This window comes from Vreelandella massiliensis, assembly GCF_900155385.1.
Lineage (GTDB): Bacteria > Pseudomonadota > Gammaproteobacteria > Pseudomonadales > Halomonadaceae > Vreelandella > Vreelandella massiliensis.
On the sequence record NZ_LT699745.1, the window covers coordinates 95316 to 117747 of the forward strand.

The window sequence follows — 22432 nt, forward strand, 5'->3', positions numbered from 1 at the left end:
TTACTTCTCCGTATGCGTCCAGACGCCGTCCCAGTCTGCCGGGGGCGGCTCATTTTTAAAGTGTTCGATCCGCTCCAGATACATCCGCGTGGGGGCGTCGTCCTGATCGGATAGCGCCTTGAAAGCACGCTCGGCGGATGCAAAATCCGCTGCTTGATAAAGATCCATCGCCTGCTCGAAGGCCGCGTGCCAATCTCGCTGAGCGCCAGTAAGCGAGTCCCAGCGGCTAATCGGTTCTAAAATCCATAGCGGGGTGCTGCGCCCCTTTACGCGGACTTTATCGAGGCGGCGATAGCACCAGCCGGGCGCCTGCTCGGCGGTGGTGTCGCTGACGATCACGCTTACGCCATACGCCTTGGTCAACCCTTCCAAGCGCGAGCCGAGATTGACGTTATCGCCCATCACCGTATACGCCATGCGAAAGCTGGAACCCATGTTGCCCACACTCATCGGGCCGGTGTTGAGGCCCACGCCCATTGCCAGTGCGGGTTTGCCCTCGGCGGTAAACTCACGATTGATGTCTTCCAGGGCTTCTAGCATCGCAAAAGCACCCTCAAGCGCGTGATCCGCGTGTTGCTCGTCGTGCAACGGCGCGCCCCAGAACGCCATAATGGCGTCACCCATGTACTTGTCGATGGTGCCGTTGTGCTGATGAATCGCGCCGGTTAATGGTGTCAGCAGCCGGTTCATCACCTCGGTCAGCTCTGCGGGGGGAATGGACTCAGAAAACGCGGTAAAGCCGCGCACATCGGAGAACAGTACAGTGAGCTCGCGCTCCTCGCCCTCTAGGCCAAAGCTTTCGCCACTATCCACCATGTCCTCCACCAGCTCGGGAGGAATGTACTGGCCAAAGCGGTCAGCGACCCAGCGTTTTTGCTGTGTTTCACGTAGAAAGTTCATCGCCAAATGCCATAGCATCTGCGCCACCAGCAGCACCAGCAGGCCCGCGATAGGCAGTGCAAGCCCTTGATACCACGCCCACAGGTTACCGCCTACCGCGGTGGCCAGCAGCACGCCACTCAACAGCAACAACAACGGCGCATTTAAGCGTGGATACAGCAGCACCATGATAAGCCCCAGCACACTCAGGCTAACCAGCTCAAAGCCAAGCACCCAGGGCGGCTGCGCCTTGAAGCTCTGGTGCAGCATGCCGGCCAGCAGGCTCAAGTTAATCTCCGGCCCGGGGAAGACCGCCCCGACCGGCGTGGAGCGCAGATCCATCAGCCCCGGCGCGGAGGCACCGAGTATCAACGTTTTTCCCGCCAGCGCTCCCGGCTCAAGCCGGCCTTCCAGCACATCCATCGCCGAGATGTAGTCGAAGTGCCCGCGCGGGCCGTACCACGGCACCAGCGCCGCCCCCCGCGCATCCACGGGGATTTCAAAGCCACCCACGTCCAGCGCTTCCAGCTGAGCGACTCCCGCGCCTTCGCCAATCATGGGGGTAATGGTGGGCTGACCCAGCATCGCGAGTAGCATCGCCAGCGGTAAATTGGGGTATAGCTCTCCCTCCCAACGCTGCAGCATCGGGACACGACGAAAGACCCCGTCATCATCCACGCGCGGGTTATCGAAAAAGCCCGCGCCGAGGGCGCTCTGCTGCAGCATGGGCAGGTTGGCGGTGTAGCGCTCAGGCGTGGGGAACGGCAGCGGCGAAGAGGCCTCCACGGTAGCCGGCAGCGGTAGCTGCCCCACGGAGGGCGGGTCACTCGGTTGACGCGAGGCCTGAAAATAGTAACCCAGCACCACCGGATAATCGGCCAGCGTGCTGGCCAGCTGCTCATCCCCGTCCGCAGGCGGCGACACATCGCGCAGTTCCGGGTAGTCGCGCGTCAGCGCTTTCCAGTGCTCCCGCCACAGCGAGGCCTCAGGCTCGGCAAACACCACATCAATGCCTAAAAGTCCCGCGTCGTACTCGTTAAACAGCGTCTCGATCAACTCGGCGAGCGTGGCGCGCGACCACGGCCACTGCCCCACTTCAAACAGGCTGCGCTCATCGATATCGATAATGGCCAGCGATGGATCTTTCTGCCCGGAGAGCGTGCCACGCACCTTAAGGTCATACGCCTGCCACTCTAGGCGCTCCAGCATAGGCAAGGGCATCCACCCCACTCTTTCCGCCAGCAGCAAGACAACAATCAGCGCACCGCCAAGGTATTGTAGCCAACGCCAATAGCGGCTCTTGATGGAAGGGTGTTGTTGAGAAGAGCGCTGTTGAAAAGAATCTGTCGACACGCCAAGGACCTCGCTGCCAATGTAATGACAACCTAGCACGCTGGGCGCGTTAAAACGCAAACGCCTCGACCAAAGGCCGAGGCGTATTAGGTCACTGCACTAAACCGTTAACTCATCTTGGCGACGGGCTTTTTCGCCGCTTCGCCGGTGAAGAAAAACGGCCGCAGCTTCACGCCGAGCATATTCCCCGCGAACGCCGCGACCAGCCATACCCAGCCATGGAGACTACCGGAGGCGATGCCGCTGAAGTAAGCGCCGATGTTGCAGCCAAAGGCCAGACGCGCGCCATAACCGAGCATCAAGCCACCGACGACAGCGGCGATCACCGAGCGTAGCGGAATATTGAAGTTGGGGGCGAAGCGGCCCGCCAAGCTTGCGGCCATCAACGCGCCGAGGATGATACCCACGTTCATCACCGTGGTGATATCGCTCCACACGCTGGCTTCAAGCGCGGCGGCGTTCCAGGAGGATTGCCAATAGCCCCACTGGCTCACGTCACCGCCCACTAGGGTGTACGCCTTGGCGCCCCAAAGCGCAAAGGCTGAAGTAATCCCCCACGGGCGCCCCGCCAGCGCCAGGGTGGCAAAGTTCAAAAGTGCAAGCCCCACGGCGCCGGCCACCAACGGCCAAGGGCCGTTAAGCCAGCGCGCCATGCCCGGCTTGTTCACTGCAGGCGCCTGCTCTAGCTGGCCGTGACGACGTTTTTCCATCACCACGGTAAAGACAGCAATGGCCGCGAACAGCGCCAGGCTGATGGCGATACCACCTCCCGTACCGGCTACCTTCACCAACGACACCGGCTGAAACGCGGGCAAGCTCTGCCACCAGGCAAAGTGCGCTGAGCCGATCACCGAGCCAACGATAAAGAACAGCAAGGTAATCATCATCCGCGCATTGCCGCCACCGGCGGTGAAGAGCGTGCCGGAAGCACAACCACCACCAAGCTGCATGCCCAGCCCGAAGATAAACGCGCCGACGATCACGGAGACGCCGATGGGGGCAACAAAGCCGTACACGGAGGTGCCAAATAACGACCCGGCCCCGAGTGCCGGAAAAAACAGCACCACGGCCAGCGCCAGCATCACCATCTGCGCACGTAAGCCACGGCCTTTACGCTCGGTAATAAACACTCGCCAGGCCGAGGTAAAACCAAAGGCGGCGTGGTAGAGCACCATGCCCAGCAGGCCACCCACGATCATCAGCAGGCCCGTATTGGCCTCGAACACGATGCCGATCAACAAAGCGCCCAGCACAATCAGCGCGCCCGCCGTCAACGGCAGGCGATAGCGCGGCAACGTCGTGGCGACAGCAGCGGAAGCGGTAGACATAACAATCACCTTGGGTTGAAAAAACGCCTGCTGAGGAGCAGGCGCTTTTAAGAAATGGTTGTCAGAATAACGCTAGAACTAAATAACGTAAAATGCTTTATCGTAGCTCTTTTATTCCATTTAGAAATATATAGGTATAGAGCCAATCAACACGGCCCAGTCGAAGGGAGAGGTGAAACCCCTGCATGCCCTTCGACAGGCTCAAGGCGAACGGGGTTGCGTTAAATAAACCGCCCAAGACCTACGGCATCGCGGAGTTTTTCCATGGTAACCGTCGCTTCTTCGCGGGCGCGCTCGGCGCCTTTTTGCAGCACGGCTTCGATGTGGCCGGGGTCTTCCATCAGGGCGTTGTAGCGCTCTCGCGGCTCGGCCAGGTGGGCATTGAGGTACTCAAACACCTGGTTTTTCGCCTCGCCCCAGCCAATGCCCTCGGCGTACTGGGCGCGCATGGCATCGGTTTCCTCCGCCGATGCAAAAGCAGAGTAGATCTGGAACAGCGTGCAGGTATCCGGGTCTTTCGGCTCGCCGGGCTCCAGCGAGTTGGTTTTGATCTTGCGCACCAGCTTTTGCAGTTTCTTCTCGGAGACGAACAGCGGAATCGTATTTTGGTAGCTTTTGGACATCTTGCGCCCGTCCAAACCGCGCAGCACTTCAACCTTCTCGTCTACCACCGCCTCGGGCAGGGTAAAGTACTGCCCCTTATAGAGGTGGTTGAAGCGCCCGGCGATATCCCGCGCCATCTCGATGTGCTGAATCTGATCGCGGCCGACCGGCACTTTGTTAGCGTTGAACATCAGAATATCGGCGGCCATCAGCACCGGGTAGCCAAAGAGCCCCATGGTGATGCCTTTATCCGGGTCCTGGTTGCCCGCTTCTTCGTTCTCGGCAACGGCGGCCTTGTAAGCGTGGGCGCGGTTCATCAGCCCCTTGGCGCAAACGCAGGAGAGCATCCAGGTGAGTTCGGGGATTTCGCGGATATCCGACTGGCGGTAGAAGATGGCGTTGTCGGTATCCAGCCCCAGCGCCAGCCAGGTCGCGGCGATCTCCAGGCGGGACTGCTGCACCAGTTTAGGGTCTTGGCATTTGATCAGCGCGTGGTAGTCGGCCATGAAGTAGAACGACTGCACGCTGGGGTCCTGGCTTGCTTCAATCGCCGGCTTGATCGCCCCGACGTAGTTGCCAAGGTGCGGGGTGCCGGTGGTGGTAATGCCGGTAAGAACGCGGGTTTTGGATTGGGTCATGGCTATGGCTCTTGGTCAAATGGCGCCATGATAACGTGCCGCCACAAGCAAGGCGAATGGGCAAGGGCGAAGTTAGAGAGGGATCCAGACGTAACCACCGCCAAGACCTGTTAATGCACTTGCATTATATCTAGCTCCCCCGTTGGGAGTTGCTGAGTTGACAGTTATATTACTCAACCCATCAAAAGAAACTAACGATCCATAAAGGCTATAATTTTTCCCTAATGTAACCTGCCCTGCTTCTTTATAGCCCTCTTCCCCCTCAACACCCCTACTACTCTCAACAATAATCAAACCTTCATGACTACCAGTACCTCCGGCATTAAAGACGCCACCACTACGCACCACTATAATACCCGATGTATTTATATTCCCACTAGATTTAACTTCATCTCCAGTTATTTCAATTACATTGGATTTATTGGAAATATCTTTTTCAACTGATCCAGATGAAAGTTTATCACCTCTCAACCCTTCAACAAACTTCTTCCAATCCTCAATTTTTTTCTCACCTTCTTCACGTGAATAAATATTTTTATAAAAATTTTCATTCGGCCTCTCTTGCTCACCCACCCTATCTCCTGAACCTGGCCGACAACCAGCACCCTTACAATCAAAGTCGTTGGGAAGATTGGCTTCACCGAAAAAATAATCATCAAAAGAGTGACTGCCCGGACATCCGGCACCAACACAAAGCAACGTAGCGTCGATATTAGTAGGGTAATCATAAGGATCTTTAGTACCAGGATTTTGAGCAACAGCTATAATGTGCTCTGCCACTTTCTTACCCTCTGTCCTTTCCAGCACATACCCCCGAGCAAGAAAAAAAGGAAATCGCAAGTTATTCCCTGTTTCTTCTTTATAAAAATCTATTGCCTGTTGACACTTTTCTTCTGTATTACCTGCTACACATTTAACATACTCTTGATCTAACAAAACATCAGGATTTTTCAAAAGAACAAAACCGTTTGAGTCAGGCTCGCCCCAATTTTCATTATCTTCCTTTTTAAGTGCGACATAGTTCGTGCGGATATACCCAGCCACGTCTTCAGCCGCCATCTGCGCCAGAGCTGCCGCGCGATAATTCCCCGCCAGCCGCTCATCGATCAGCGCGGAGTTCATACCGGAAATGCCGATCATTAGCGAGCCAGCCAGTAGCGCTAGAACAATAACGAGGGCGGCGCCTTGTTGTTGATGCATATTTTTCCTCAATCAATTACAGCTATTCCCAGGACAATTGGGAGGGCCACCGCCAGGAGAACCACCGCCAGCGCCAGCGCCAGCGCCAGCGCCAGCGCCAGCGCCAAAGTATTCATCAGTCACTTCTTTACGGGAAGCAACCTTAAACTCTATTGACTTACCACTTATTTCAATAGGCAGCGAAATAGTGTGAAGGTACTTACCTTCATTTGGCTCTACACCAATATCGTCTTTATTACTTTCATTGCACTGTTCTTCACGAGATGGCACATCGTCATCTTGACCAGGCTCTTTTAATGGCTTAACAACAGTAAGCAAAGGTTGGTCATCATTTTTTTTATCGTAGATAGTACATTCACAGATATCGTCAAATTTACATTCAAGACTATAATTACTTTCTCCATCTCGACGTATACGATTCACAACGGAACTAGCAGCAAAAACTACAGATTCCTGCTTACGACTTATCTCTTTAACATTCTGAAAGGTCTGAAAGGTAGTGAGGAATAGCTGTCCAGCACCCAGAATAATGATGGTGCCAATAACCATGGCGACCATCAGTTCAACGAGAGTAAAACCCGATTGCTGGCGCTTCAACATAGCGACGCTACCTTTAAGGAAGACGAAATTTATAAACGAATTCATCGCCATCGATATCACCAGGGCCATCGCCAAGCGCTATTGTAATGGTAAATTCACAATCACTGCCTGTGATTGAACTTGCAACCCAATCGACGTTTCGTAACGGATTTGAGGCGACATCATCATTCCACCCATCTTTCCACTTTTGCTCGATGCTTCTGGTCTCAGGTGGAACCACATTTTGAAGATAAGCAGTATCAATAACGGTGCAATCATCAGCGGGATTTAATTGCGCCAACTCCGCCCACAACCTTTCCTGCGCATCCACAGCAGCAAGGGTAGCCACGGAGCGCTGGTAGCCAGCAGTGGCGCTCTGCAGTGCCTTCAGTTGCATGGCGGCGACTCCCATTAGGCCCATGGAGAGTATCACCAGGGCGATAAGCGCTTCGATTAAGCTGAATCCCTTCTGACTCTTCGAGAATCTAATGTTCATGGCACACCTCAGCGGACACTTCCAAGAGAATTTACCACGATGGTATCGTTATCTATGTTCTCGCGGTCGTGTTCAACCGTGATAGTGCATGTGTTGGAGCAATCAGATCGACCCAGCCTGTCGAAAGTTATATCAATTGGATTAATATCTATATGTAAACTTTCACCTTGCCGGCGACGCAAAAGCTCATCATCTCCATTATCAATTACTTCATATACTTCATATCCCCAAACTTCATCAGTGCCTTGCTTCAACTGGAAGATCACATCCTCTCGCAGAGTGATTGCCTTGCTTCGGGCAAAATTCAGCCCGGAAAGAATCTCGTTGGTGTCACTAGCAAGCTGCTGGCGGGCAAGAAAGGTATTAAACGCGGGAACGGCCACCGTGGCGAGAATTGCCGCGATGGCCAGGGTAATCAGTAGCTCGATTAACGTGAAGCCGCGTTGGTTCATGGGTTACCAGCAATCCTCGGGTTCACGATCACCTTTTGCGTTAAGGGTAATGTCACTGCTGCAGCCATCACTTCTACTGTCATTCTTAAGCTTTGCAGTCACGGTATAACCACCATCATCACCATCGGTTTCATGCGTCACGTTGAGGTTATAGTATTCTTCGGGTGATTCATCAGTAACTTCACAGCTGTCATCTGTATAAGAATAAGTACGGGTATAGCAACGTTCCAATTCAGAAGCAGCTTGTGCAAGACCTGCGTGCGCGTCAGTACGTATCGAGCGCTCCACATAGCGCGTGTAGCTGGGGTAGGCGACGGAGGCGATGATGCCGATGATCACGACGACGATCATCAGCTCAATCAGGGTGAAGCCACACTGGCGGCGCGGTTGGCCGCCGGGTAAACAAAAGGATGAGGGCACGGCGGTGCTCCTGTTATCGGCGTTTCATACGTTTTCAGTATGTCGCAAGCCGATACACTTTGCATCAGCCGCTGGCGATCACACGTTGACGCAGCTCACGTGGCATGGAAAAAGTGATGGTTTCTTCGCGGCCGGCAAGCTCCGCCGGGGCGGCGGCGCCGAGTGACTGCAACCGCTCGATCACGCCTTTCACCAGCACCTCCGGGGCGCTGGCACCGGCGGTGACGCCGATACGCTGCACGTTCTCAAGCCATTTGGCGTCGATCTGCTCGGCGTTGTCGATGAGGTACGCGGGCGTGCCCATGCGCTCGGAAAGCTCGCGCAGGCGATTGGAGTTAGAGCTATTGGGGCTGCCCACCACCAACACCAGGTCGCTCTCGGCGGCCAGCTCGCGCACCGCATCTTGGCGGTTTTGCGTGGCGTAGCAGATATCGTCCTTGCGCGGGCCTTGAATCTCGGGGAATTTCTCCCGCAGCGCGTCGATGACCTTGGCGGTGTCGTCCATTGAAAGCGTGGTTTGCGTCACAAACGCCAGCTGGCTCGGGTCTTGCACCTCTAGGCTCGCGGCATCCTGCTCATCCTCGACCAGATAGATATGCCCCCCATGCGAGATGTCGTAGCGCCCCATGGTGCCCTCTACTTCGGGATGGCCTTCGTGACCGATCAGGATGCACTCCTGGCCCCTTTTGGCGTAGCGCAAGACTTCCATGTGGACCTTGGTGACCAGCGGGCAGGTGGCGTCGAAAACTTTCAGCCCGCGCCGCTCGGCATCCTGCTGCACCGCGCGGGATACGCCGTGGGCGGAGAAGATCACGATGACATCGTCCGGCACCTCATGGAGCTCTTCGACAAATACCGCGCCGCGCTCGCGTAGTGTCTCCACCACGAAGCGGTTGTGGACCACTTCGTGACGCACGTAGATCGGCGGGCCAAACACGTCAAGCGCGCGGTTGACGATATCGATCGCGCGGTCGACGCCGGCGCAAAAGCCGCGCGGGTTGGCCAGCTTGATCTGTACGGGTTGGGTGCTTGCCGCTGCGGGAAGCGTCTCGGAAACTGTCTCAGCAGCCATGTTCTCAGAAACCATGTTCACGCCTTGATGCGGGGCATCGCTGGAAAGTGGAGCGACAAAGGGGCGCCGTTAGTGGGTCGTCGCGGGCTTAACGTCCAGGACCTCGACCTCAAAGGTCAGGGTACGCCCTGCCAGCGGGTGATTAAAGTCCACCTCGACCCGATCACCGTCGATACGTTTGACCACGCCTGGCAATTCCGTTCCTGCTTTGTCGGCAAACGAGAGCACCATCCCGACTTCCGGCGTTTCGTCGCCAAAGTCGTCGCGCTTCAACGTCTGAATATTTTGCGGGTTATGCTGGCCAAAGGCGTGCTCCGGCGTGATGGTAAAGGTGTCGCTCTGGCCGGGGCTCATGCCCTTGATCGGGTTCTCGAACCCAGGAGGCAAGTTGCCATCGCCGAACTGAAACGTCGCCGGGGCTTTCTCCTTGGTGGAGTCCACCACGGTGCCATCTTCTAATTTCAGGGTGAAGTGCAGGGTAATCTCCATGCCTTCGTCAATCTGGTAGTCGTTCATGGGGACTCTATATCGATGGTATCAGGTGAATACGTCTTCAGGGGTTTCAGCGGCCAACACCCGGTCAAGCCATTGCTCGAGCTGTTGTGTATTGGCAGCGGCTAGACGCTGATCCGCCCATGCCGGCAATTCGCCAAATTTCATTGTCAGTAGCTTACGCAAGAGTTTACGCGAACCCTGCTCCATGCCCCGCTCCATGCCGCGTTCCATGCCGCGTTCCTCAGCGATGCGTTCAAATGATGTGACATAAGCCATATTTTGCTCCTCTTCAAGGCGCGCCACCTCGGTTTCAAGCTGGCGCTCCAGTTCGGGCGGTAGCGCTAGCATCCAGTCGACCAGCCGCAGAAGCTCCAAGACGTCCTGACGCGGATAGCCGGTCAGCAGCAGGTATTTAATCAGCTCAAACTTTGACAGTAGCCGCGCCTGCTGGTTTCGCCGTGTTTGGTGCGCCTCACGCTGCGCCTGCGCAATGACCGCAAAGGGGTTACGGCTCGCCAATAGCGTACTGCGTGCGGGTAACGCCGTTAGCGTGATCACAGGAAAATCAAAACACAGCTGGGTCCCCCACAGCGTTTGGGTATAACGCCCTAGAGCGGTATGCGCGCCTGGTTCGGTCAATACGGCCACACTTGCAATGCGACGCTTCGGGTACTTATCTTGTAACCGGTAGTAGTAGCGGTACATACGGAAATTGAAGTGTTTATCCGCTCTGCCCTGCACTTCCACATGGACCAACACCCAAGTTTCACTGCCGTCGCGCAGAAATACCTTAACCAGCTTATCGGCATGGCGCCGCCTTGCCTCGCTATCGCGCACCACCTGCTGAAGTTCTTTATCCAGGAACTCATGCGGGCGTGACCAATCGATATCAGCGTACATCGCCGGCAACAACAGCTCGACAAATTGCGGAAAGTAAAATGCCAGTGCCTCTTTCCACGGCGAGTCAAAATCGGCCTTATCCATCGCCTTTCCTGCGCCGGCGCTCACCGAAGATCGACTCCCAAATCAGCCCGGCGGCGCCCAGGGTAATGCCGATATCAGCGATGTTGAACGCCGGGTAGTACCACCCAGCCACGTGGAAGGAGAGAAAATCCACCACGTAGCCGTGTACCAGGCGGTCGTACAGGTTGCCCAACGCCCCGCCGATGATCAGCGGTAGCGAGATCGCGAGCAGCTTCTCATCCGCTTTCAGGCGGGAGAGCCAAACCGTCAACGCGATGCTTGCGCCGATCGCCACCAGCGCGAAGAACCAGCGCTGCCAGCCGGGGTGGCCGGCGAGAAAGCTGAACGCCGCGCCGGTGTTGTGCAAAAGCGTCAGGTTAAAAAACGGCAGCACCTCCACCGGCTCGGCGTAGTTTAGCCACGCGCTGGCGGCGTATTTGGTCGCCAGATCCAGCACGATCACCGCCAGCGCCAGCCATAGCCAGCGCAGCGGCCGGTGCATAGGCGGCGCGGTCTGCGTGTCGGACGCCGCCTTAGCCGACGTGTTAGGCATAGTGACGCGTCTCGCCGGGGCCATCCGGCAGATTGGTGATGCAGCGCCCGCACAGGTCGGGGTGCCCTTCGTGGCTGCCCACGTCTTCGCGGTGGTGCCAGCAGCGCTCGCACTTGGTGTGCTCGCTCGCCGCCACGGCGACTTTCAGGCCGTCAAGCTCGGTGGCGTCGGCGTCTTGGGCGTCACTCAGCGGCTTGAGCGTGACCTCGCTGGTGAGCATCACAAAGCGCAGCTCGTCGCCGAGCTTGGAAAGCGTGGCATTGAGCGCATCATCCACAAAGAGCGTCACTTCGGCGGCGAGGCTGCCTTTGATGACCTTGGCGTTGCGCGCCTCTTCCAGGCGTTTATTGACCGCATTTTTGACCTCTAGCACCTGCTCCCAGAAGGCTCGGCCCATCTCAGCGCCCTCGTCCAGGGTGTCAAGGCCGGTGTAGTACTCCTCCAGCAGCACGCTGTCACCCCGGGTGCCCGGAATGTGCTCAAAGATCTCTTCCGCGGTGAAGGAGAGAATCGGCGCCACCCAGCGGCTAAGGGCTTCCACCACATGGTAGAGCGCGGTTTGCGCGCTGCGCCGGGCGAGCGAGTCGGCTTGTGTGGTGTACTGGCGATCCTTGATCACATCCAGGTAGAAGCCACCCAGTTCGCGGGCGCAGAAGCCGTGAACCTGCTGGTAAACATCGAGGAAGCGGTACTCCTCATACGCGGTGTCGATGCGGCCTTGCAGCTGCGCGGCGCGGTCGACTACCCACTGATCCAGCGCCAGCATGTCGCCAAACGCAACCTGATCGCGGGCCGGGTCGAAGCCGTTCAGGTTGGAGAGCAGAAAGCGCGCGGTGTTGCGAATACGGCGGTAAACGTCAGCGGTGCGCTTTAGGATTTCATCCGACACCGCCATCTCACCGGAGTAATCGGTGGAGGCGACCCACAGGCGCAGAATGTCGGCGCCGAGCTTATCCATCACCTCTTGCGGCGCGACCACGTTGCCCATGGACTTGGACATTTTGCGGCCCTGGGCATCGACGGTGAAACCGTGGGTCAACAGCTGGCGATACGGCGGGTGGCCGTCGATGGCGCAGCCGGTCAACAGCGACGAGTGGAACCAGCCGCGGTGCTGGTCGGAGCCCTCCAGGTACAGATCCGCTCGCGGGCCGCTTTCATGGCCATGGGGGTGCGAGCCACGCAGCACATGGCGATGGGTGGTGCCGGAATCGAACCACACGTCCAGCGTGTCGGTGACCTTGTCATACTCGGCCGCTTCCGCGCCCAAAAGCTCGGCAGGGTCGAGGCGGAACCAGGCATCGATACCGCCCAACTCCACGCGCTTGGCGGCCTCTTCCATCAATTCGACGGTGCGCGGGTGCAGCTCGCCGCTGGTTTTGTGCAAAAAGAACGGAATCGGCACGCCCCAGTTGCGCTGGCGCGAGATACACCAATCCGGGCGATTGGCGATCATCGCGTGCAGCCGCGCCTGCCCCCAAGCCGGGGTAAACTGCGTCGCTTCGATGCCCTCAAGGGCGCGCTCGCGCAATGTCTTGCCGTCTTTACCGGCCACGTCCATGCCCACGAACCACTGCGCGGTGGCGCGGTAGATCACCGGCGTCTTGTGGCGCCAGCAGTGCATGTAGCTGTGCTCGTAGCGCTTGTGGTTCATCAGCGCGCCGACTTCACGCAACTTCTCGACGATCTGCGGGTTGGCCTTCCAGATCATCTGGCCGCCGAAGAAGGGCAGATCATCGGCATAAACGCCGTTGCCTTGCACGGGGTTGAGCATGTCGTCGAAGCTCATGCCGTATTCGCGGCAGGTGTTGAAGTCGTCCACGCCATAGGAGGGCGATGAGTGGACGATACCGGTGCTGCCCACTTCCGACTCGACGTAATCCGCCAGGTAAACCGGCGAGAGGCGATCGTAGAACGGATGGCGGAAATTGATCTGGTCGAGCTTCTCGCCCTTGGTGGTGGCGATCACCTCGCCTTGCAGCGCGAAGCGCTCTAAGCAGCTCTCGACCAGCTCCTCGGCCAGCACCAAAAGCCGCTCGCCGATGTCGACCAGGGCGTAGGTGAACTCCGGGTGGACGTTAAGCGCCTGGTTGGCCGGGATGGTCCAGGGCGTGGTGGTCCAGATCACGATGGCGGTGGGCTTGGAAAGCGTGGAGAGGCCAAAGGCAGCGGCAAGTTTATCGGCGTCTTCCACCGGGAAAGCAACGTCGATGGCGTCCGAGGTTTTATCGGCGTACTCCACTTCGGCCTCGGCGAGCGCCGAGCCGCAGTCAAAGCACCAGTTGACCGGCTTCAAGCCCTTAAAAACGTAGCCCGCGTCAACCATATCGGCCAGCGCGCGCATCTCGCCCGCCTCGTTGGCGTAATCCATCGAGCGGTAGGGCTTGTCCCAGTCGCCGATAACGCCCAGACGCACAAAGTCGACCAGCTGGGTTTCGATCTGCGCGCCAGCGTACTCGCGGCACAGGCCGCGCGCTTTTTCAGGCGCCAGGTGCTTGCCGTGGGTGGTCTCCACCTTGTGTTCGATCGGCAGGCCGTGGCAGTCCCAGCCCGGCACGTAGGGGGCATCAAAGCCCGCCAGGTTCTTCGACTTGACGATGATGTCTTTTAAAATCTTGTTGACGGCGTGACCGATATGAATGCTGCCGTTGGCGTAGGGAGGGCCATCGTGGAGCACGAACAGAGGCTTACCCGCGCGGGTTTCGCGCAGGCGCTCGTACAGGTTCATGTCTTGCCACTGGGACACCCGGCCCGGCTCCTGCTTGGGCAGCATGCCGCGCATGGGGAAGTCGGTTTCAGGCAAGTTTAGCGTGTGCTTATAATCCATAGTCCGGTCAGCCGTCGTTAGCGTCGGCGGGCTTGCCCGACGACGTGGAGTCAAAAGAGTTAGCGTCAAAAGCAGTGGTGCTAGAAATAGCGGCCTTGCGCCCAAGCGGGGCCGAGGCCAGCGGCAGCGCGTTGTCTGCCACGTTAAACCCTTCCAGATAGCGACGCGCGCGGGCCTGGTCGCGCTTGATCTGCGCTTTTAGCGCGTCAAAATCGTCAAATTTCATCTCCCCGCGCAGCCGCGCGCAGGGGTAGACAGTGCAGCGCTTAGCGTAAAGGTCGCCGTCAAAGTCGAATAAATGCACTTCCAGGGTGGGGCGATCCGCCCCGACCGTGGGGCGAAAGCCCACGTTGGCCACACCGGGGTGGCGTGACCCGTCGTCAAGCTCGGCGACCACGGCAAACACCCCGCGTAGCGTCAGCGGCTGGGGCAAAAGCGGCAGGTTGGCGGTGGGCACGCCAATAGTGCGCCCAAGCTGCTGGTCGCGCACTACCCGCCCACTGAGCGAATAGGCGCGCCCCAGAAGCTCTGCCGCCGCGCGAAAGTTGCCGCTTGCCAGCATCGTGCGTACTCGGGTGCTGGAGACGCGCTCGCCATCCACGGTAAAGGTGCGGGTATGCTCAACGCCAAAGCCGCGCTCGCGCCCTACCGCTTCCAGAAGGGTGAAATCTCCCCGGCGATCGCAGCCAAAGCGGAAGTCATCGCCTACTACCAGGTGCTTCACGTCCAAGCCGTCGATTAACACTTGCTCGACAAATTCGCGACCGGTGAGGCTTCGCAACGCCTCGTTAAACGGCAGACACAGCACGCGCTCTGCGCCGTGCGCCATTAGCAGGCGCACTTTCTCGCGCAGGCGGGTTAGGCGCGGCGGCGCCTGCTCGCCGGCGAAGAATTCGCGCGGCTGCGGCTCGAACACGACCACCACCAGCGGCACCTTAAGGCGTGACGCGTGCTCGCGGCACTGCTGCAGAATCGCCTGATGGCCGCGATGCACCCCATCGAAATTACCGATAGTGGCCACGCAGCCGCGATCCGCCGGCGTTAAGTTGTGCAGTCCTCGAATGACGCGCATGGCACCTCAGCTGTTAAAAGCCTTGACGAAAATTCGCCATTATAACCAACCCACTGGCGGCAATGTATGCCTAGCCGTGCATTTTCAGATGGCGCAGGCGCAGGCCAAACGCCGCCAGCCAGGCGAAGTACGCACCCGCCCCCAGCACCACCAGGGCCGCCACCCAGCTCACGCGCTGCCACAGCCCGAAGTCGAGCCACGCCTGCCAGTCCGGCGCGAGCAGGTAGAGCCCTCCACTCATCACCGCACTGCCGCCCATCAGCTGCCAGGCAAAGCGCCACCAGCCGGGCTGGAAGATCAAGACGCCCTGCTTACGCAGCAGATATCCTAAAAGCCCCGCGTTCATAAACGCCGACAGCGCCGTCGCCAAGGCTAACCCCGCGTGGGCCAGCGGCCAAATCAGCAGCAGATTAAACCCCATATTGGCGACCATGGCGATAATGCCCACTTTCACTGGGGTCACGGTATCTTGGCGGGCAAAAAACCCCGGTGCCAGCACTTTGATGAGCATAAACGCCAAGAGGCCAAAGGCGTAAGCCCGCAGGCTCATGGCGGCCATCTGAATATCGTGGCCGGTCATCGCGCCGTAATGAAACAGCGTGATCAAAAGCGGCTCAGCGAGCACCGCCAGCGCCAGCGCCGCGGGCAGCCCGAGCAGCAGCACCATACGGATCGCCCAGTCGAGCATGGCGGCAAAGTGCGCGCTCGACTGCTCGGCGTGGCGCTTGGAGAGTGCGGGCAGAATCACCGTGCCGATCGCCACGCCAAACACGCCGAGCGGCAGCTCCACCAGGCGGTCGGAGTAGTAGAGCCAAGAGACGCTGCCCGCCGCCAGCAGCGAGGCCAAAACGGTATCAAGCAGCAGGTTGATCTGCGAGACCGAGACGCCAAACAGCGCCGGTGCCATGAGTTTGAGGATACGTTTAACGCCCGCGTGGGCGAACTGTGGCCACGGCGTGGGCAAAAGCCCCAGGCGCAGCAAAAACGGCACCTGAAACGCTAGCTGCGCGACCCCGGCAATCAACACCCCCCACGCCAGCGCCATCGCGGGTTGGTCGAACAGCGGCATCAGCAACAGCGCCGCGCCGATCAGCGACAGGTTCAGCAGCACCGGCGTGAAGGCGGGGACGGCGAAACGGTTCCAGGTATTGAGCACGCTGCCCGAAAAGGCGGTCAACGAAATGAGCAGCAGGTACGGAAACGTAAGCCGCAGCATATCGGCGGTGAGCGCCAACTTCTCCGGGTCGCGGCCAAACCCGGGGGCAAACACCCACACCAGCCACGGCGCACCAAGCATCGCCAGCGCCGTGATCAGCGCCAGCACCGCCGTCAAGCTACCCGCCGTGGCGTTTAAAAGCTCGCGAATCTCTTGGCGTGTGCGACTTGTCGAGTACTCCGAGAGCACCGGCACGAAGGCCTGGTTAAACGCGCCTTCGGCGAACAGCCGGCGCAGAAAGTTGGGGATTTTGAAGGCAACAAAAAAGGCATCCGCGCCGTTGCCCGCACCCAACAGCGCGGCAATGACCACGTCGCGTGCCAGCCCCATCACCCGCGAGATCATGGTCATGGCACTGACGATCACCCCAGAGCCCATTAGGCCACGGCGCGCGGGAGTGATGTTGGGATTTGCCGGTGTTTGTTCGCTCATAGGCACAAAAAAACCGGCCGCAGCCGGTTTTTTAGGGCGCCTGCCGGCTTACGCCGCCAGTGCCTTAATGCGCTTGTTCAAGCGGCTTTTCAGACGCGCGGCTTTCTTTTTAGAAAGCACGTCTTTGTCCGCAATGCGGTCGATGACCGGCTGCGCTGCCTTGAACTCTTCCATCGCTTTCGCGTGGTCGCCGGTGCCGATGGCCTTAATCACACGCTTGATGTAGGTGCGGACCATGCTGCGCTGGCTGGATTTCAGGACGCGACGCTTCTCGGCCTGGCGGGCGCGCTTGCGAGCTTGCTTGCTGTTCGCCACAGGATATCTCCTTGGAGAAAAAAGGTTGCCTATTGGGGCAACGGATTAACTAGTTGTCGCCGCCTGGGTCGTGACCTCAGTGCGACGCTTCCTTAACGTTGTTCAAACCGACGTTGGTTAATACCGGTTTGATTTGGCAGGCTTTTTACCTAGCCAAAATGTGCGACTGGCAGCCTATTTCGCTGCCCGTCCACGGGTCTTGTCTGAGAGGATGGCGTAGTCTATCACGCAGCCTACCCCCTGGCTAGCGCTTAACGCCCAGGTGTCGAGGACTCCCACAGCACTTCTTGGAGCGAAAACTACTGCCCGGGCAGCGTCAGCGGGCCGGCCCGCTCCACCACCCGCTGCCAGCCGAAATCGGCGTCGATCCGCGCAACAAAGGCCGCAATCGCTGGGTAGTCCTCCAGCGACTGCGACATCGACAGCGCCTGAAGGGGGAAGCTCATCTGCACATCGGCACCGCTTGGCCAGGCGCTAGAGAACTGCCGACGCGTGGCCAGGTGATTTTCTATCATGTTCAGGTGCTCGGTTAACTGCGGCGCGATAAAGCTCGAATTCACCTTCGCGTTAATCCCCTTGGCGATGGGCTTGATCAGCCACGGCGACTGCTTGGGCAGCTGAGCGAAGACCAAGCGCATGACCAGAAGCGGCATCAATGAGCCTTCCGCGTAGTGCAGCCAGTAGCGGTAATTGACCCACTCGACGGTATCGTCCGCGCTTGGCTGGCAGCGGCCTTCCCCGTAACGACTCAGCAGGTAGTCGATAATCGCCCCCGACTCCGCCACGGTGATGTCCCCATCGGTGATGACCGGCGACTTGCCCAGCGGATGCACGCGCTTTAGCGCCTCGGGGGCGAGCTGCGTCTCACTATCGCGCTGGTAGGGGATAATTTCATACTCAAGCGCTAGCGTTTCCAACAGCCAGAGAACCCGGTGCGAGCGCGACTTTTCCAGGTGGTGAACGCGAATCATAGAAGCTCCAGTAACAGGGTCTCAGCGCGAAAGCGTCAGGCGATCAGCGCAGCGGCTTGATGCTGACGAACTTGCCTTCGTCAGTGAACGTTAGGCGATAAATACCGTGGACGCCATCGTGGGTCACGACGCGGCGAATGGCCTCACCGGGAAAAATCACCCAGCGACCGTCGACACTGCGCGTGCGCACATTGGCAATACGTCCCTCGTAGTGGGCCAAACACTCATCGAAGGAGAGGTTGAGGCCGATATCAATACTGTGCATGGCGGCAAAGCACTCGCTTACATCTTGCAGTCTGACCCAGGGTCATCGATACTCAATTTTATCCTATCGTTTTGCTTACCGGTACGGCTTATGCAAATCTCACCCGTTAGTACACCGTCGACTTACTGGTCTGTCACCGCGACCGAAAACGCGCGGATCAATGCCGCGCCGCGTTCGGGGGAAGCGACACTATCCCAGGCCGACCAGCGCCCGGGAGCTGCGGGCAATACCCAGTCGCGGGTTGCCACTCAAAGCGCCACCGCCACCGAGGAGAGTGCCGGCAGCCGCCGAGCGACCGAGCGTGCTGATGACGGACGCCAGGGCGTTACGGATGAGCAGCGCGGCGAAGAGGAGAAGCGCGACGCGGCCACCACCGCCGGCCCCACGCGCCCCGATGGTACGCCATTGGATGATCAGGAAATTCGTCAGCTAGATCAGCTCAAGCGTACCGACCAGGAAGTTCGCCAGCATGAGCGCGCCCACGAGGTCGCCGGTGGGCCGTATACCGGTAGCGCCAGCTATGAGTATGAGACCGGCCCCGATGGACAAAAGTACGCGGTGGCCGGCGAAGTGCCGATTGATTACGGCCCGGTTCCCGGCGACCCCAAAGCCACCATTGATAAAATGCAGACGGTGATTTCCGCCGCGATGGCGCCAGCGGAGCCCTCTTCAAAGGATCGCCAGGTCGCCGCTCAAGCACGCCAGTACATGCTTGAAGCCAAGCTCGAAGCCGCCATGCAGCAAAGCGAGATGAATAACGCTCGCGCCGGCGCCGAGTCAAGCCAACGCGATAACGTCGACGCTGCCGGTGCGACTGGCGATAGTGCCAGTGCCAGTAAAAGCGCCGAAGGCATAGCGATCATGGCACCCGACCCGGCGAGCGCCGCCGCGGCACGCGGCAGCTTAGCGGCTGCCTCGGTGGCACAGCCGCCTAACGCCGTTGACCCTACCGCGAACCCTGACCCCAACGCGCGCGCGGCTTAGGGTGAGTACACAAAAACGGGGGCGGCACACAGTGCCGCCCCCGTTTTTTTATCCCTTTTTTTCTCTCTAATACGTTGAGACTCTCCTTAATGCGTTAAGGCGCTCCAGTCTTCCCGCGTTGGCCAGTGGGAGAGCCATTTGGGCAGGGCTTCCGCCGGCATCGGTTTGGCAATGCCATAGCCTTGCGCCAGCTCGCACCCCAGCGCGAGCAGCGCCTTGGCATGGGCGAGCGTCTCAACGCCCTCTGCCAGCATGGGGTGTCTAAACCGGTTGGCCATGTAAATAACGCTCTCCACGATGGCCATGTCGTCCTGGTCGCTCAACATATCGCGCACGAAGCTCTTATCGATCTTGATCAAATTCACCGGCAGCTGGCGCAAATGGGTTAGCGAGGAGAAACCGGTGCCAAAATCATCGATGGCAAAATTCACGCCGAGACGCTGACACTCCGCCATGGTTTCCAGCGCCGCTTGAATATCGTGCATCGCCGCGCTTTCGAGCACTTCCAGTTTCAGCATACCCGGGGGGGACATCGGGATGGCGCGCCAAGAGCGCCGCTAAGCGCTGGCTAAAGTCGCTGACCAGCAAGTGGCTCGGGCTGATATTGACGTTAATCGGCAGCGCAATACCGTTTTGCGCCCACAGCGACAGCTGGCGCATGGCGGTTTCCAATACCCACTCGCCCAAGTCTATTTCCAGCGAGGTGGCATCGATCACCGGCAGAAAATCTGCTGGTGGAAGCAGCCCCTGCTCGGGGTGCTGCCAACGAATCAGCGCTTCCACCCCCACCACTTCGCCGCTGCGCATATCCACCTGGGGCTGATAGTGCAGGCGCAACTCGTCGTTTTGCAGCGCTTGAATAAAGCGCTGGCGCTGCTCGTGGCGAACTTGCAGCAGGCGGTCGTGCTCAGGGTCAAAAAGGTGGAAGGTATCGCGACCGCGCTGCTTGGCGCGATACATCGCTTGGTGGGCATGACGCAGTAGCACATCGCCCTGAACGGCATCCTGCGGATAAAGCGTCACCCCCAGGCTTGCGGTTAAATGCACGCTCTGCCCCGCGATCATCAGCGGCTTGCGAATGGAGGCTAAAAGTCGGTCGAAAAAGGCCTCATCCACCCCGTGATGCAGGAGCAAAACAAACTCATCGCCGCCGACGCGCGCGAGTACATCATCCCCAAAGAGCAAATGGCTAATCCGCTGGGAGAACGTCGCAAGCAGTTCGTCGCCCACTTGGGAGCCGAGCCGGTCGTTTACCTTTTTGAAGAAGTCGATATCCAGCGAGCAGACCGCCAGCGTGTTTTGGCCCTTCTCCGCGTGCTGCATCGACTCCTGAATCAGCTGCGTTAACAGCTGTAGGTTAGGCAGGCCGGTCAAGGCATCAAAGTAGACTTCACGGCTTAGATGGCGCGCGTGGGAGGGAATGGCAGAAAGATCGGCCAGCACGATCACATGGTGGCTCACCTCCCCGACGATATCGCGCACTCGGTTGATCGACATCATCCCCGGATAGAACTGGCCGTCGTGGCCTTTATAGCTCACTTGGCTTTTACTGCGATCGCGCAGCGAAAGCTCTTCGCGCATCAGACGGTTAGTGCGACTGTCATCCAGGGGGAGAATGCTAAAGGCTTCCGGCGTTTTGCCTGCCACGTCTTGCAGGCGAAACCCCGTGAGTTCGCTAAACGCCGGATTGACCTGGATAACCCGGTTCTCAGCATCGGTAATGATAATCGCCTCGTTGGCGTGGCGAAAAACCGCTTCCGTTAAAGCGTCCGTATCGTGTGCATGGGGGCTCGGCGGTGTTAATGGGCACATCCGTGTCGGCTCCTTTGTTGAGTTAACATCTCCGATCACCCTATGTCCTCTTCTACGTTTTCGGCACTCACCTGCGGGCTGACCACCACGGTGTCGCGGCCTTGATGCTTGGCGGCATAAAGCGCTTGGTCCACGCGGTTAACGAGCGCGTCTTGCGCCTCGCCCACTGAGTACTGGGCCACGCCAATACTGATAGTAATCGTGTGGCCTGAAAACAGGCGGCTGCGCACACGCTGACCAATGCGCTGGGCAAAGGTTTCGCCTCCCGCTTGCTGGGTGTTGCGCAGCAAAATGGCAAACTCCTCGCCACCCCAGCGCGCCAGAATATCGCTGTCGCGCAAGCAGCCTTTGATACACACCGCCAGTTGCTGCAGTATCTCATCGCCACGATCATGGCCGTAGTTGTCGTTGACCCGCTTAAAGTGGTCAATATCAAACATCAGCAGCACGAACGGCTGATGGGCATGCACGGCATCGCTCATGCACTGGCTTAACGCCGTATCAAAGGCGCGGCGATTGTAGGCACCGGTCAAATGGTCGCGCGTGGCTTGATTCTCCAGCTCGTGCTCCATGCGTTTGCGCTCGGCGATATCATGGAAGACCGACACGAAGTGGCGCACCTCGCCATCGGCGTCGGGCACGGCGGTAATCGACTGCCAAAGCGGGTAGATATCGCCCCATTTATTGCGGTTCCATATTTCGCCCTGCCAGTGGCCGGTTTCGTGCAGCGCTTGCCACATTCTTTGATAAAACGCCTTATCGTGGCGCCCGGACTTAAAAAGTTTCGGCGTTTGGCCGACCACTTCATGGCTTTCATAGCCGGTGATATCGGTAAACGCCTGATTCACCCGCTCAATGACCATATCCCCATTGGTGATGACGGTGGCCTGCCCGGTTTCAAACGCGGCGGCCATCAAGCGCAACTCGTTCTCTTGCTGACGACGGTGGGTAATGTCCTCTTTTACGGCGACAAAGTTAATAATCTCGCCGTCGGTACTTTTTACCGGCGTGATGGTTTGCGCTTCCCAGTAAAGCTCACCGTTTTTGCGCCGGTTTAAAATCTCCCCTCGCCAAACCTCACCGGCGCGTAGCGTTGTCCACATATCATCGTAAACGCGGTTAGGCGTCATGCCCGACTGAATCAGCGCCGGTGTTTTGCCCAGTAGTTCGCTGCGGGAGTAGCCGGTAATGTCCAGAAACCGCTGATTAACGAACTCAATAGCGCCCGCGGCATCGGTAATCGCCGTTGCCACGGGACTCTGCTCAACGGCGATATAAAACTGCTCAAAGCGCAGACTCATAAAGCCCGCATCCGTGGGCTTATGCGTGGGATCGCTGTGATGATTATGCTGAGAGGGGGCATTCATTGCGGTGACTCCTAAAACGCGTCAGCCATCGTCCCGTTTCGCGTCGTGTAAAAAGCCATCATAGCGAACCCCCTATAAAAATAGGGGCGGCTACGACGTTTTGACCGCGCTGTCTTACAAAAATTTGATATACGTCAACGATT

The 22432-nt window shown here is 58.5% G+C and carries 22 protein-coding genes; 1 reads left to right on the forward strand and 21 read right to left on the reverse strand.

The features are described from left to right. From BQ9846_RS05125 to BQ9846_RS05210, 18 genes are all read right to left on the reverse strand, one after another. A complete protein-coding gene (locus tag BQ9846_RS05125; protein ID WP_235818919.1) occupies positions 1–2232 on the reverse strand; it encodes a CHASE2 domain-containing protein in 2232 nt (743 codons plus the stop codon). A 107-nt stretch (positions 2233–2339) separates the two neighbouring features. After that, entirely contained in the window at positions 2340–3560 is a 1221-nt protein-coding gene (locus BQ9846_RS05130; protein WP_075879572.1) for a YeeE/YedE family protein, read from the reverse strand. A 221-nt stretch (positions 3561–3781) separates the two neighbouring features. Further along, a complete protein-coding gene (locus BQ9846_RS05135; protein WP_075879573.1) occupies positions 3782–4801 on the reverse strand; it encodes a tryptophan--tRNA ligase in 1020 nt (339 codons plus the stop codon). 72 nt (positions 4802–4873) lie between these two features. Continuing rightward, positions 4874–6001 carry a pilus assembly PilX family protein gene (locus BQ9846_RS05140; RefSeq protein WP_075879574.1) on the reverse strand — a complete coding sequence of 376 codons (1128 nt, stop codon included), beginning with the start codon at positions 5999–6001 and terminating at the stop codon, positions 4874–4876. A gap of 12 nt (positions 6002–6013) precedes the next feature. Next, complete coding sequence (locus BQ9846_RS05145; protein ID WP_159437906.1) at positions 6014–6652, reverse strand: PilW family protein; 639 nt, start codon at positions 6650–6652, stop codon at positions 6014–6016. Next, entirely contained in the window at positions 6615–7076 is a 462-nt protein-coding gene (gene pilV / locus BQ9846_RS05150; protein WP_075879576.1) for a type IV pilus modification protein PilV, read from the reverse strand. Before pilV ends, BQ9846_RS05145 begins: the two co-directional genes overlap by 38 nt. Before the next feature lie 8 nt (positions 7077–7084). Further along, entirely contained in the window at positions 7085–7528 is a 444-nt protein-coding gene (locus tag BQ9846_RS05155; RefSeq protein WP_075879577.1) for a GspH/FimT family pseudopilin, read from the reverse strand. Between the two features lie 3 nt (positions 7529–7531). Then, entirely contained in the window at positions 7532–7948 is a 417-nt protein-coding gene (locus tag BQ9846_RS05160; protein WP_075879578.1) for a type IV pilin protein, read from the reverse strand. Between the two features lie 64 nt (positions 7949–8012). Continuing rightward, positions 8013–9020 (reverse strand): 4-hydroxy-3-methylbut-2-enyl diphosphate reductase, encoded by a 1008-nt coding sequence (gene ispH, locus BQ9846_RS05165; RefSeq protein WP_075881649.1) that lies wholly within the window; start codon positions 9018–9020, stop codon positions 8013–8015. A gap of 69 nt (positions 9021–9089) precedes the next feature. Further along, positions 9090–9536, reverse strand: coding sequence for an FKBP-type peptidyl-prolyl cis-trans isomerase (gene fkpB, locus BQ9846_RS05170; protein ID WP_075879579.1), 447 nt, complete (start codon positions 9534–9536; stop codon positions 9090–9092). A 21-nt stretch (positions 9537–9557) separates the two neighbouring features. Further along, complete coding sequence (locus BQ9846_RS05175) at positions 9558–10499, reverse strand: Rpn family recombination-promoting nuclease/putative transposase (RefSeq protein WP_075879580.1); 942 nt, start codon at positions 10497–10499, stop codon at positions 9558–9560. Continuing rightward, complete coding sequence (gene lspA, locus BQ9846_RS05180; RefSeq protein WP_075879581.1) at positions 10492–11031, reverse strand: signal peptidase II; 540 nt, start codon at positions 11029–11031, stop codon at positions 10492–10494. Before lspA ends, BQ9846_RS05175 begins: the two co-directional genes overlap by 8 nt. After that, positions 11024–13855 carry an isoleucine--tRNA ligase gene (gene ileS, locus BQ9846_RS05185; RefSeq protein ID WP_075879582.1) on the reverse strand — a complete coding sequence of 944 codons (2832 nt, stop codon included), beginning with the start codon at positions 13853–13855 and terminating at the stop codon, positions 11024–11026. Before ileS ends, lspA begins: the two co-directional genes overlap by 8 nt. Positions 13856–13862: 7 nt before the next feature. Next, a complete protein-coding gene (ribF, locus tag BQ9846_RS05190) occupies positions 13863–14927 on the reverse strand; it encodes a bifunctional riboflavin kinase/FAD synthetase (RefSeq protein WP_075879583.1) in 1065 nt (354 codons plus the stop codon). 70 nt (positions 14928–14997) lie between these two features. Next, positions 14998–16575 carry a murein biosynthesis integral membrane protein MurJ gene (gene murJ / locus BQ9846_RS05195; RefSeq protein WP_075881650.1) on the reverse strand — a complete coding sequence of 526 codons (1578 nt, stop codon included), beginning with the start codon at positions 16573–16575 and terminating at the stop codon, positions 14998–15000. A gap of 48 nt (positions 16576–16623) precedes the next feature. Further along, complete coding sequence (gene rpsT, locus BQ9846_RS05200) at positions 16624–16890, reverse strand: 30S ribosomal protein S20 (RefSeq protein ID WP_075879584.1); 267 nt, start codon at positions 16888–16890, stop codon at positions 16624–16626. A gap of 299 nt (positions 16891–17189) precedes the next feature. After that, entirely contained in the window at positions 17190–17861 is a 672-nt protein-coding gene (locus BQ9846_RS05205; RefSeq protein ID WP_075879585.1) for a glutathione S-transferase, read from the reverse strand. A gap of 43 nt (positions 17862–17904) precedes the next feature. After that, complete coding sequence (locus BQ9846_RS05210) at positions 17905–18126, reverse strand: DUF2835 domain-containing protein (protein ID WP_075879586.1); 222 nt, start codon at positions 18124–18126, stop codon at positions 17905–17907. Between the two features lie 90 nt (positions 18127–18216). Here BQ9846_RS05210 and BQ9846_RS05215 point away from each other — a divergent pair, with 90 nt between their 5' ends. Next, positions 18217–19110, forward strand: coding sequence for a putative metalloprotease CJM1_0395 family protein (locus tag BQ9846_RS05215; RefSeq protein ID WP_083651591.1), 894 nt, complete (start codon positions 18217–18219; stop codon positions 19108–19110). Between the two features lie 86 nt (positions 19111–19196). Here BQ9846_RS05215 and BQ9846_RS17080 read toward each other — a convergent pair whose 3' ends face one another. Genes BQ9846_RS17080 through BQ9846_RS05225 form a run of 3 tightly spaced genes read right to left on the reverse strand, consistent with a single transcriptional unit; the run spans position 19197 to position 22289 of the window. Further along, on the reverse strand, positions 19197–19595 hold the full coding sequence (locus BQ9846_RS17080) for an EAL domain-containing protein (RefSeq protein ID WP_268874666.1): 399 nt from the start codon (positions 19593–19595) through the stop codon (positions 19197–19199). Continuing rightward, entirely contained in the window at positions 19522–20922 is a 1401-nt protein-coding gene (locus tag BQ9846_RS05220) for a putative bifunctional diguanylate cyclase/phosphodiesterase (RefSeq protein WP_268874667.1), read from the reverse strand. Before BQ9846_RS05220 ends, BQ9846_RS17080 begins: the two co-directional genes overlap by 74 nt. Positions 20923–20957: 35 nt before the next feature. Continuing rightward, positions 20958–22289 carry a sensor domain-containing diguanylate cyclase gene (locus tag BQ9846_RS05225; RefSeq protein WP_083651477.1) on the reverse strand — a complete coding sequence of 444 codons (1332 nt, stop codon included), beginning with the start codon at positions 22287–22289 and terminating at the stop codon, positions 20958–20960. Between the last annotated feature and the right edge of the window lie 143 nt (positions 22290–22432).

What these genes read in the sequence shown, in the direction of transcription:
- BQ9846_RS05215 (WP_083651591.1), top strand. Translation starts at nt 18,217, where the DNA reads ATGCAAATCTCACCCGTTAGTACACCGTCGACTTACTGGTCTGTCACC.
- BQ9846_RS05145 (WP_159437906.1), bottom strand. Translation starts at nt 6,652, where the DNA reads ATGGCGATGAATTCGTTTATAAATTTCGTCTTCCTTAAAGGTAGCGTC.
- ispH (WP_075881649.1), bottom strand. Translation starts at nt 9,020, where the DNA reads ATGGCTGCTGAGACAGTTTCCGAGACGCTTCCCGCAGCGGCAAGCACC.
- BQ9846_RS05175 (WP_075879580.1), bottom strand. Translation starts at nt 10,499, where the DNA reads ATGGATAAGGCCGATTTTGACTCGCCGTGGAAAGAGGCACTGGCATTT.
- BQ9846_RS05135 (WP_075879573.1), bottom strand. Translation starts at nt 4,801, where the DNA reads ATGACCCAATCCAAAACCCGCGTTCTTACCGGCATTACCACCACCGGC.
- BQ9846_RS05210 (WP_075879586.1), bottom strand. Translation starts at nt 18,126, where the DNA reads ATGCACAGTATTGATATCGGCCTCAACCTCTCCTTCGATGAGTGTTTG.
- BQ9846_RS05205 (WP_075879585.1), bottom strand. Translation starts at nt 17,861, where the DNA reads ATGATTCGCGTTCACCACCTGGAAAAGTCGCGCTCGCACCGGGTTCTC.
- BQ9846_RS05225 (WP_083651477.1), bottom strand. Translation starts at nt 22,289, where the DNA reads ATGAATGCCCCCTCTCAGCATAATCATCACAGCGATCCCACGCATAAG.
- BQ9846_RS17080 (WP_268874666.1), bottom strand. Translation starts at nt 19,595, where the DNA reads ATGCACGATATTCAAGCGGCGCTGGAAACCATGGCGGAGTGTCAGCGT.
- ribF (WP_075879583.1), bottom strand. Translation starts at nt 14,927, where the DNA reads ATGCGCGTCATTCGAGGACTGCACAACTTAACGCCGGCGGATCGCGGC.
- murJ (WP_075881650.1), bottom strand. Translation starts at nt 16,575, where the DNA reads ATGAGCGAACAAACACCGGCAAATCCCAACATCACTCCCGCGCGCCGT.
- BQ9846_RS05220 (WP_268874667.1), bottom strand. Translation starts at nt 20,922, where the DNA reads ATGTGCCCATTAACACCGCCGAGCCCCCATGCACACGATACGGACGCT.
- pilV (WP_075879576.1), bottom strand. Translation starts at nt 7,076, where the DNA reads ATGAACATTAGATTCTCGAAGAGTCAGAAGGGATTCAGCTTAATCGAA.
- BQ9846_RS05130 (WP_075879572.1), bottom strand. Translation starts at nt 3,560, where the DNA reads ATGTCTACCGCTTCCGCTGCTGTCGCCACGACGTTGCCGCGCTATCGC.
- fkpB (WP_075879579.1), bottom strand. Translation starts at nt 9,536, where the DNA reads ATGAACGACTACCAGATTGACGAAGGCATGGAGATTACCCTGCACTTC.
- lspA (WP_075879581.1), bottom strand. Translation starts at nt 11,031, where the DNA reads ATGCCTAACACGTCGGCTAAGGCGGCGTCCGACACGCAGACCGCGCCG.
- BQ9846_RS05155 (WP_075879577.1), bottom strand. Translation starts at nt 7,528, where the DNA reads ATGAACCAACGCGGCTTCACGTTAATCGAGCTACTGATTACCCTGGCC.
- BQ9846_RS05140 (WP_075879574.1), bottom strand. Translation starts at nt 6,001, where the DNA reads ATGCATCAACAACAAGGCGCCGCCCTCGTTATTGTTCTAGCGCTACTG.
- ileS (WP_075879582.1), bottom strand. Translation starts at nt 13,855, where the DNA reads ATGGATTATAAGCACACGCTAAACTTGCCTGAAACCGACTTCCCCATG.